The organism is Microcoleus sp. LEGE 07076, assembly GCF_015207455.1.
Classification (GTDB): Bacteria; Cyanobacteriota; Cyanobacteriia; order Cyanobacteriales; family Microcoleaceae; genus Microcoleus.
Genome location: NZ_JADEWV010000192.1, coordinates 1 through 10993, shown reverse-complemented (window position 1 = coordinate 10993; position 10993 = coordinate 1). Strand labels below are relative to the sequence as shown.

General features: G+C 45.4%; 6 protein-coding genes and 1 tRNA gene. 6 read left to right on the top strand and 1 reads right to left on the bottom strand.

The window, feature by feature from the left end; translation table 11 throughout:
* Positions 1-48: 48 nt before the first annotated feature.
* Positions 49-1017 carry a quinolinate synthase NadA gene (gene nadA, locus IQ270_RS23835; RefSeq protein ID WP_193975665.1) on the bottom strand — a complete coding sequence of 323 codons (969 nt, stop codon included), beginning with the start codon at positions 1015-1017 and terminating at the stop codon, positions 49-51.
* Between the two features lie 342 nt (positions 1018-1359).
* Between nadA and IQ270_RS23830 the strand changes: the two genes are divergently transcribed.
* The 6 genes from IQ270_RS23830 to IQ270_RS23810 all read left to right on the top strand — a co-directional run bounded on the left by IQ270_RS23830 (position 1360) and on the right by IQ270_RS23810 (position 10972).
* Positions 1360-2868: a hypothetical protein gene (locus tag IQ270_RS23830; protein ID WP_193975664.1), complete on the top strand. Its 1509-nt coding sequence runs from the start codon at positions 1360-1362 to the stop codon at positions 2866-2868.
* On the top strand, positions 2858-6271 hold the full coding sequence (locus IQ270_RS23825; protein ID WP_193975663.1) for a hypothetical protein: 3414 nt from the start codon (positions 2858-2860) through the stop codon (positions 6269-6271). Before IQ270_RS23830 ends, IQ270_RS23825 begins: the two co-directional genes overlap by 11 nt.
* A gap of 6 nt (positions 6272-6277) precedes the next feature.
* Positions 6278-6403, top strand: coding sequence for a hypothetical protein (locus IQ270_RS32020; RefSeq protein ID WP_255532479.1), 126 nt, complete (start codon positions 6278-6280; stop codon positions 6401-6403).
* Positions 6404-6473: 70 nt separating this feature from the next.
* Positions 6474-9647, top strand: coding sequence for an RNaseH domain-containing protein (locus IQ270_RS23820; RefSeq protein ID WP_193975662.1), 3174 nt, complete (start codon positions 6474-6476; stop codon positions 9645-9647).
* A 288-nt stretch (positions 9648-9935) separates the two neighbouring features.
* Positions 9936-10853 (top strand): TIGR04168 family protein, encoded by a 918-nt coding sequence (locus tag IQ270_RS23815; RefSeq protein ID WP_193975661.1) that lies wholly within the window; start codon positions 9936-9938, stop codon positions 10851-10853.
* A 34-nt stretch (positions 10854-10887) separates the two neighbouring features.
* A tRNA-Ser gene (locus IQ270_RS23810) sits at positions 10888-10972 on the top strand.
* Positions 10973-10993: the final 21 nt, after the last annotated feature.

Genomic DNA, 10993 nt, shown 5'->3' with positions numbered 1-10993 from the left:
TCGCCGCGCCCTACCCACCCTACAATACATTCAATTAAAAATAGGCGGCTAGCTCATTTCTAACATTCGCTGGATGGGTTGTAGTGCGGCTAGTTGCAGCTCTGGAGACATGGTAATTTCTGGGGTTTGATTTTTCATGGCTAGATACAATTTTTCCAAAGTATTTAATCTCATGTGCGGGCATTCGTTGCAAGCACAAGTATTGTTGTTACCAGGAGCTGGAATAAAGCGTTTGTGAGGTGTTTGCTTTTGCATTTGGTGAATGATTCCCGGTTCAGTCGCCACAATAAAGGCTTGGCTGGAACTGGATTGAGAATATTTGAGCAAAGCGGCCGTGGAGCCGATATAATTCGCGTGGCGAAGTACGGGTGGTTCGCATTCTGGGTGGGCGATGATTTCGGCTTCGGGATTTTCGATTTTGAGTTGAACTATCTTTTTTTCTGAGAAATTTTCATGGACGATGCAGGCTCCTTGCCAGAGTTCCATGTGTCTACCGCTTTGTTCGATGACGTAGCGGCCGAGATTGCGATCGGGCCCAAAAATTATCGGCTGATTTTCGGGAATTTGGTTGACAATTTTGACAGCGTTGGAGCTGGTGCAAATTATATCGCTCATTGCCTTAATTGCGGCGGTACAATTAATGTAGGAAATGACTAAATGTCCGGGTCGATCGGCTTTGAAAGCTGCAAAGGCTTCGGGCGGGCAACTGTCGGCAAGGGAACAACCTGCATTTAAGTCTGGCAGCAATACTAATTTGTCGGGATTTAGAATTTTTGCGGTTTCTGCCATGAAATGAACTCCGGCAAAAACTATGACATCGGCGCTGGTGTTGGCGGCTTTGCGGGCAAGTTCTAGGGAGTCGCCAATGAAGTCTGCGATGTCTTGAATATCGGAGTCTTGGTAGTAGTGGGCGAGAATGACGGCGTTTAACTCTTGTTTGAGGGCGTTGATTGCTGCAAACAAGTCGTCGGGCAGTCTGGTTTGGGTAAAGTTGGGAGCAGGTGCGGTGGTAAACACAGTTAAAATCTTGGGTGAATGGTGGCCGCTGGACTCAAGTGTATTTTGAATTATAGTTGAATTCACCAAAAATGGTTGCAAGCGGCTGGTTGGGCCAAAGGTAGAAAATTGGCCGTAGGTTAACCGGCTGACTGCCGCAGCGAGATTTTTCCATCCACAAGTGGACTTAGCTAAATTTTGACCCGATCGGTAAATTAGACTGAAAGCTTTGCCCCGCAAGACCTTCACAGGGCAATAACTACCTTGAACGACGAGTATTTTGAGTAGTCTCTATTGACAATTCCTAATTACATCATATTATGTTTACATAATATGATGTAATTAAGTTGGTTTGATACATCTATGTACTTTGAGGACGATCGCCAGTGGCAGGGAACTGCTGAGTTTCTGACAAAAGAACTAGAACGACGGATTGAGCAGCTCGGGCTATCTGTGGAACCCCCAGCGGTGCGAACGGTGCGATCGTGGAGAGCCAAGCAACTGCTTTCGCAGCCGAAAGGGCAAGAATTTCGGTTTCGACAAATTTTAGAAGGACTGGCAACAGCACTTTTGCTCAAGAAAGGCTGGACGCTGGCGGCGATCGCCCAAGTTTTACCCTCATTCCCCGACGCAACTTTGGAACAACAAATCATTGCCGAGGCAAATTGTCAAGACCCCTCGTGGTTGCCACAAATGCAAACAGCGACATTGCCATTACCCACAGGACACGCCAGCAACCTGGATTTGGCAGAAGATGCTGTTGTCTTGCTAGCGCAGGGAATTCTGCGGCAATACATCAGAACTCTCAATCGAGAAATTGTCCGCCAAGACGACAGTATGCCATCGGAACTGTATCGGGCAATGTGCAAATTGGGCCGGCTGTACATCGAAGCCGGAAAAAGCGATCGCGCCGCTTGCGTGCATACCGTTTTGGAACGTGCTAGATATCCCCTCGATCAGTGGCACTTAGATATTTTTTGTCACCCAGATTTTCGCTTTCGTCAAGCAATTTTCATCGATCCAGACTTGCGAGTACCGACCTCAGATTGTGCAGAAATTGCTAACAGCAGAGGTACTTTTGGCGAAGATAATGCGATCGAACACCGACTGTACGAACGGTTGATCGAGGCAACTGAACGATTAGGAAGTCGCCAAAAGCACAAAGCTTATACGGCTTTGCGATCGCTATTTGGCAGTCGATCGCTCATCGGAGAACACCAACTCTTAGACTACTTGCGCGACAACGATTTAACCCCTTTACAGGGAATGATTGTTGACACCTTTTTTGATAGCGTGCCGGATATCTGGTTAATTAACGGACAGGCTCATCGCTGCGCCTATTGCGGTACGCTGATGCGCCCCTATCCCGATCTAAAACTTTTTTCCGATGGGCGATGTCCGATTCGCCAATGCCTCGGTCACGACTCCTCAACAGTAAAAAATTCGGAGAAATTAGACCCAAACCAAGACCGATTGCTGATTGCCAAACCGCAAATTTTAACCTATTGGACAGGGCCGGGAATTGACGAATTAGCAATTTTTGATGCAGCCATAAAAAACGGACTCGATGCCGAACTTTACCCAGAATCCGACTTGTGCGATATCGGAATTAACCGTCGCAATATCGGCATTGATGCTAAGTCCTACACCAGTCCGGTCTCCCTTGCCTTGCGCCTCAACCGCAGCATCGGAGGGCTAATTCACTACCGCCGCCGCATCATTGCCGTCAGCGATCGATTAATTGAGGAGCGACCGGATTACCTCTCTACTTTCCGGTCAGCGATCGATAAAAAAGGCGATCCTGGTACTCTCGAAATTCTGTCTGTTTCACAAGTAATTCAGTTGTTACAGGAAATCAACTATGAGAATTAAACCTGATTTTTGGACAGGAACCGATCGCATTTGCTGGTTGTGCGTTTTAATGGCAGAATTTTTAGAGACTAATTCCCTAGAATATGCTCCTTTAACAGTATCGGGAATGGCGAGTATCGTCAATGCACCCGCGCTGGCAAAAGCCCGCCAAGCCATTTTTAATATGCGCCTGATGTCCCTGGCTTACGTGACAGAACAGTCAGTTAAACACGCAGTTGCTATTTATAACGATCGCCACTACCGGAACAAAACTCAAGGAACCTACAAAATTAACTTAGAAACACTTCGTTTTGAACGCACAGACCCCCTAGAAGATTCTTTAATTACCCAAGCCCGTCAAATTCTCAGTCAGCCTTTAGCACACCAATTTTACAGCACCAGCTTTGCCGATCCGCGCCAGCCAATGGCCGTGGCTTTAGGTAAAGAAACAACAGCCGCGAGAATTCCAATTGGCCCGATCGCCATCCCGCTTGCACCGCGCCGCAACCATTCCCTCGAACACTTTCCGAAAGCAAAAATCCGCATTCCCCTTGCGGAACTTTACGAATTAGCAGTTGAGATGGATGAACGCGAAGCAAATCACCCGGAAAAAAGACAGGGTAGCTGGGTAAAACGGTTTGAACATTTTGCGCTTAAAGTACCAGAAATTGGTAAAGGTTTGCGAGAAGAAACATTCATCGAATTAGCAGGCATCAAGCACTTAATTGGACTACCAGGATCTGGCAAAACAACTTTGCTAGTATTGATAGCTGTGTGGTTGGGAAAACGCGGTTATAAAGCAATGTTTGTGTTTCCCTCCATTGAAGTTGCCAGACAGTACATGGCCGCACTGGCATTTCATGAAATTAAAGTGGGAATGCTAGTCGGTCAAAGCGATGGCACCCGCCGCCGACACGCTGAAAATATTGCCGAGGCGATCGCAGCATCAGGAGGAAATGGCGGCTTTGGCTATAGTTTGGAACAAGCAGAAACCTTTGGCTTAAATTGCGTCTTACCTGCCTTTTCAAGTGCCGATACTTCGATGTGGGGATTTGGTTACGCACCGTGCAACGAAATATTACAAAGCGGCGGTAAAAATGGCAAAATGAAAAAGTATCTCTGTCCGGTTTGGACGATGTGCGGCCGCAACAAAGCAACCCGCGATTTGTTAGATGCTAATATTTGGGTAGGTCACGTTCTTTCAATGGATACTGAAGTTCCACCCCAGGCGATTCGCGAACGCATTCGTTATTTTGAATTGATTGCCCGGACATTTGATGTGGTAGTTTTTGACGAAGCAGATATGGTGCAATCAAATTTGGATGCTTACGGTGCAGCAACCTTAAAACTTTCTGGGGCGAAAGAATCTATCCATTTAGCCATTCAACAGCAAATTCACAATCCTTTTGCAGGCGGCGAAAATTATCGCTTGTTCGATCGCAATGTAGAACTTTACAGCCGCGATTTATCGGAATTTGGCGACCTCAATACATCGTTAATTACTGCGGTTCAAAATATGCCTTCATCGCCTGTCGGCAAACGCTATGAAAATCAGTTGTTAACTGTTTTGAGAATAGTCAGCGATTTGTTGGATGGCTTTGAGAAATTTTCTAAACGCGATCGCCTTGACGAAGCGGAAGTCAAACAGGGATTTAGCAAAAGTCGAGCCTTGAAAGAATTCTGGGAAACGGCTGCTTACCATGCTTTTTACGATCGCACTGGCATTGAACCGCACGATCGGCTGAACTTAGATATGTGCGCTCAAAGGCTGGGAATCAACCGCGATACCCTCAAACAGCAGTGGGAAACTCAGATTCTGTATTTTCGGCGTTATTTAGCAGAAAATCTGATCGAACGGCGCGACAAGATTGTCAAAGAAATTGCCGAATTGTTTTTACCTTTGTGTTTTAAGGATATCACTGCATCAGCCGAAGCTCAGGATACAATTACCTTACTTGTTTGTGTCACTTTTGTAATTTTAGGCTATCAGCGGATTGTCCCGGAAACGAGAACAATGGTAGCAGAAGGACTGATTCGGGAACCGATTGTCGAATCAACGGCAACGCCGGAACTGCGACAACTGATTCCTGAGAACATTTTGGGGTCTTTTTCAGGCGTGAAATACAGTTACCAATCAGCACAAACTACTCGAATTCAAGCCCGAAATGTGGAATTGTCTTATATCATTTTTGTGGGTGCGCCTCGGATGTTAATGCACCGCTTTCACAAGTTATTTGAGGCAGATGGCGAACTGACAGTGCCGGCAGTTTTAATGACTTCAGCTACGTCATTTCTCGAAGCAAGTCCTGCTTATCACATTAATTCGGGGCCGGATTATCTGCTGCAACCGCGCCAAACAGAACAGGATCCCAAAAAGAGCAAATACCGCTTCAAATGGCTGCCCGATCGCGAATTTCGCGATGAACCTCTCCGATATAGCGGTGCAGGCGAACAACGCCATCGCAATTTAGAAAAAATGGTAGACGCGCTGGTACGGGGAGGAAATCAGAAATCGGAAATTTACAAATCCATCCGCAACTTTGACGTGCAAAATGGTATTTACCGCAAAGCTGCCTTAATTGTTAACAGCTACGAACAAGCTCGCACTATTAAGAACTTTATCAACGATTACCATCCAGAAATCGGCAAAAAAACCAAAGCAGTGGTTAAGTTTCTCAAAAATGGAGAGCAACAAACAGATTTCGTCACAACGGCTCAGTGCGAGGCTTTAGGAGATGATGAAACTTGCGATATTATCATTTTTCCGCTGTTGGCGATCGGTAGAGGCGTGAATATTGTTTTCACCAAAGGAGATAGGAAACTCGATGCAGCAATTGGTACAATTTATTTTCTCACCCGTCCCCATCCCACCACTGACGATACGCAACTTTTGTACAGCCTCGCCGGAAAAGCTACCCAAGAATTTGACAGTCGAGTTTTTAGTGAAACAGAAGATTTTTCAGCAATTTCTAATGCTTGGAAACAGTCGAGAAAGCAACTGTGGAAAACGGCGAATCATCTGTTGCGCGAACCTCTAATGGCTAGCCGTTTGGGTGAAGATTTATTCAAACCATTTACGGCAAATCAGATGGTTGGGATTTTGCAAACAATCGGGCGCGGGATGCGAAATGGGTGTCCGGTACAAGTTTACTTTGTCGATGCAGCTTGGGCAATTAAATCTACTGAAAATGAACCTGACTCCGGGCGGGACAGTATGTTAGTTCAGATGCGAATTATTTTAGAAGAATGCGTCAAGCATCCCGATTCAGTGATTCGAGAAATATATCAAGAACTTTACGGGGCATTTCTCGACCCCATGCGACGCATTGAGGGCGTAGTTTACCCGGAAAGTTTAGGCGATTCAGAAGGTTTGACAGAGGGAGAAGACGATTTTGATGATTTTTCAGCTTTCTTGGAGATGTAAGCATAAATGACGAAATTTTTGATGAAATTGAATCTGATGATGGCGGCGAAGGAAAGCACTCCTGGACGCACTCACACCAAAGAAACCGAGTTTTTTACAGAGTGTGCGGGTTGTAACGAAATATTTTTGTAAAAAAACCCGGTTTCTGGCCACATCTGCGTCCAGGACTATCAAGGAAACCAATATTACTGGAGATGAAATCATGAACTATGAAATGTTTGATGAAATTGAATCCGATGATGACGAAGAAACTGAAGCAACTGTGTTTTCAGATACCCTTTACATTCCTCTTGCAAATAAGAGTCTCAAAAAAATACCCCTAGCTTTTACTGTGCCGGACAATATCGAGCCAGTAACAGTTAAAGGCTTGACGCTAGCTTGGACAATATCTGCTTTACATGAGCTTTCAATCATCCAAAAAGCTATTAGTAATGGTGATACAACCATAAAAAATCTCCCTTACAAGTCGTTGCGAGGCTTGTTAGAAGTAGGACTTGACAATGCAGAACGGATTCAGTCTAACTTAGGCTTAAGTAACTATTCGTTGAATTCTAAAAATGTAAAAGAACCTGAACCGTTTGCTTACTTAAATTGCGAAAGTACGGAAGATATCCTGAAAGCGTTACGCCCAATTATCAACGAGTGGATTACACATTCTCTCAAATCTTTTGCGAAAAAAGAAGATGGGCTATTGGAAGTTATCGACCGTTTGGAAGATTTGCACGATCGAAAAGAGTTGCTGAAAATTAGTGTGTTAGAGTCTCAAGTTTTACCGTGGAAATGGTCAGCAGAAACAGGAACAACTCAGGGAAAAAATGATGATTATCGCGCGTTAGTTGATTGTGCAGTTCGCGCGATCGCCGGAAAAGAGATTTTTCAGGGCCTAGGAACAATGAAGCGGGTTATTTCCAGCAGCGGTAGCCTCACAACTGGGGTGGCAGAATTGATTACCGATCCCATTACTCTACCCGACAATACGGGAAAATTCAGTTTGGTGGTACGCTTAGAAGTCGTAACCTATCCTTCTTTGCACCAGCCTTTGTTGAAGATTGATGTTTCCAAACGCCGCTGGTTCAGTAAGTTAAAACCTGCAAATTATAACTCAGGAAATATTAGCGGTTTTGTCTTTTCTGATGACTATGGCGATCGCGCTTTTAGCTACACAGTGCTTTCCCAGTCGGAAAAACAGGAGAAAAGTCAACAGGACAAAAAGAAAAATTGGGTTTGGGCGATCGATAAAGATTTTGAAGCATTGCGCGGCCAGCTAAAACTGCCGCTGAAAACGCCTAACGGTCAAAATATTGATGGTTCCCAAATTGCCTTGGGTCAAGCTTCAACAGAACGCTGTCAAGTAGTGTTAACTTACCGCAACGGACTGCAAGAAGGAAAACACGGGATTGAGGCTGGCGTACTGGAGATTGATAAATTAGAAGCTTTTGAAAAGATTGCTGAAATTCTCCAGCCTATCGGCTTCAAACCTTTCGATAATTACTCGGAAGTAAAAATCAAAGGCACAAGTCACAAAAAAGACGATACAGCCTCGCGCATGATTAATCTGCCTACTCTGTTGGGTGCCGCTTTAGAAGTTCTCGAACAAGACAACTGTTTTGATTTGACTCCCAAATATCTAGAAAGCTTTGATGACAATGAGTTAAATAGCTTGCTAACCCAACACCTTGATACCAATTTAGAAAATATTTCAAAAGGCCGAAAAGCCCTTAAATTGGTTTGTCAATTAAAAGAACTCAAGGCGATGATTCAGGCAAACCAGGAAGCTATGCGTCGGCTATACCCTGACGAAAAACTGTTGCTTGTTATCTTTTATGAAGAACATTTGCAAACCGAATTGAACCTGCTGCAAGCAATGATTCGCGTTCTATGGGGTGGTGCGATCGAACTCATTGCTAATCGTTTACCAGCAAACACTCACGGGTCGAAAGAGTCATTGCCCGGTGCAAATTTGAAAGCGAAAGAGCGATCGCGCCACCGCATAGAAGCCTGGGACTCGATCGTCCAAAAACTGGCTTTACGCAAGCAGCGTACTTTTTGCCTCGTAATGGCGCGGGAATGGTATCCAGACAACAAACATGACGATCGCGTAAATAAGCCCTCATCCCGTCAAGCATTGGCTACAATCGCTGGTTCTTGCGTGCAGTTTCTGCTACCGATTGAAACAACTAAGGAGAAAAATATTCTCAATCTCGATAATTTTTCCCATAGAGTGCAAGCGGCTCTAAAAGACTTACTTTGGGCTCATTCTGGCCGCATTGATGATGTCAAACCAAAAGTTGACAAATGGTTAAAAAACATTCCTCAAGAAGCTAGACCAAAAGAAATTATTGGGATTACGATCGTCCGCAAACAGAAAGGTCGTGTTCGCGGTTCTATTGAGAAGACATTTTTACCAGTTGCTATGCGTCTCAACGTGGAGACAGGCGAGTGCGATCTGTGCTGTGCTTATGAAAAAGGTAATAGTTTACAAATCAGTCCTTGGAGCAAGTTTTCTGAGGCGATCGCCTTCATTTCCCAAATTTCTCCCGTAAAACTGGCTAATGATAAAAGTGGGCGTGAAATTCGTTTTATGAAATTTGTCGAGCAGATTATTTCTACTTCTGTAGAGGAGGGAAATCAACCATTAGTTACGATCGATTCTTCCAACTGCGTGCAACTTTGGCGTTGGCTTGCCGATTCTAAAATGAATGCAAATCAAATTAACCTGGGTCAGCAGTATGAGCGGATGCAAGATGCCTGGAAAGGCGCGCGGATAGTTAGGATTCGCCAAGACCTCGCCCCTGGAATTATCGATAAAAAAGTAAGATATTTTGCGGAAACTTTTCTGAAAGATCGGCGAACAAAAGAAGAACTAAATTCAACAGTTGAAATTCCTTCTGCTTCCAGTGCTATGAAGTTATTTCGGCTGAATTCAACTAACAAAAACAGCGAAATTAATCAAACGGGTTGTGTTGCTTACCTGTCTGTAGGACGTAAAACACTCCATCAAAAATCGCGCGGTCAAAGTTGCTATGGCGAAACCCAAATCAGCGCAATTTTCAAAGTCAAAAAAGAGGATGGTTCGCTAGAAAAAGTTTTAAACGAAGCCGGATTAGAGGTTCACAAAATCGGAACACGTCCGCCTTATATCGGACAATTGCCAACTCCTAATCCCCTTGAAATTGTTGTGACTTTGCGACAAGAAAATGACGATCCCGATCGCCTTGCTGCGCTGGTAGAATCTCTGCGCTATGGTTTCGGTCATTACAGCGACTGGTCTAGTTTACCTGCTCCCCTGTTCTTCGAGCGTGTCGTGCGGGATTACATCAGCGAATTTGTAATTGAAGATGAGGAAGTGGAGGCGGAACCAGATTTGGAGGAATGATGCAGTTACGGGGTGCTGTCGTGACGTTTGAGTGTGATGGCGTCGCTGCGGGTGATTGACGGGCTTGAATTTAGGGCGATCGCTTTTAATGTCAAAGGGGGAGATAATTTTTGCGTTCAGGAATAAAAAATGAAGAAAGTTGAGCAAATCTAAAATCTAGAATCTAAAATCTAAAATCCTTTGAGGGAAGCTGCGCTGTATAATTAGTGAAGGCTGGATTTGCCAAAAATTGGTGAGTTTAGTAGGAATTTTTTAGCGGTAAGGGCTCGATCGAACGTAGCAAATCAAATGAATGAGACTAAGGCGATCAAAATTGCGGTTGTGGGGGACGTTCACGATCGGTGGGAACCTGAAGACGGCGAGGCTTTGAAGCGCCTAGGCGTTGATTTGGTGCTGTTTGTGGGGGATTTTGGGAACGAGTCGGTGGATGTGGTGCGGGCGATCGCCCAATTGGATATTCCGAAAGCTGCGGTGTTTGGAAACCACGACGCTTGGTACACGGCGACCGAGTGGGGCAGAAGCAAGTGTCCCTACGATCGCACTCAAGAAAATCGAGTCAAACAGCAGTTAGATTTAATGGGAGAAGCCCACGTCGGTTACCGAAAACGAGATTTTCCAGAATTGGAAGTAACTGTGGTAGGAAGTCGCCCGTTTAGTTGGGGGGGTTCGGAGTGGAAGTACAACGATTTTTACTCAGAATGGTTTGGGGTAGAGAGTTTTGAGGAGTCGGCCAGACTGATTGCAGGAGCTGCTGCGGACGCGGACTGCGAAAATGTAATTTTTTTGGGTCACACGGGGCCTACGGGGCTGGGAGAGGCTCCTGACGACCTCTGCGGGCGAGATTGGAAACCGCTGGGGGGAGATTGGGGCGACCCGGATTTTGCCTCGGCGATCGATCGAACTCACGGTTCGGGGAAGCACGTACCTCTGGTAACTTTTGGTCATATGCACCACCAACTGCGGCACACCAAGCACGAGTTGCGGAAGTCGGTGAAGGTGAGTGCGGAGGGAACAGTTTATTTGAATGCCGCGAGCGTACCGCGAATTGTGGAGAGAGAGTGTTCGAAACTGCGGAATTTCTCGATCGTGCTGCTGGAAAATGGAACAGTCTCGGAAGCGTCTCTGGTTTGGTTGGGGGAAGATTTCGCAGTGGCTTTAGAACAAATTCTTTATCGGCGCGCTGAATCTGCGGCTATTTGTAGTTAGAGACAATTGCTGGTATGATAAAAATTATGCGCCTGGAGAGGTGGCAGAGTGGTCGAATGCGCCTGACTTGAAATCAGGTGAACCGAAAGGTTCCGTGGGTTCAAATCCCACCCTCTCCGTTGAACAATTCTCTTGTTAGG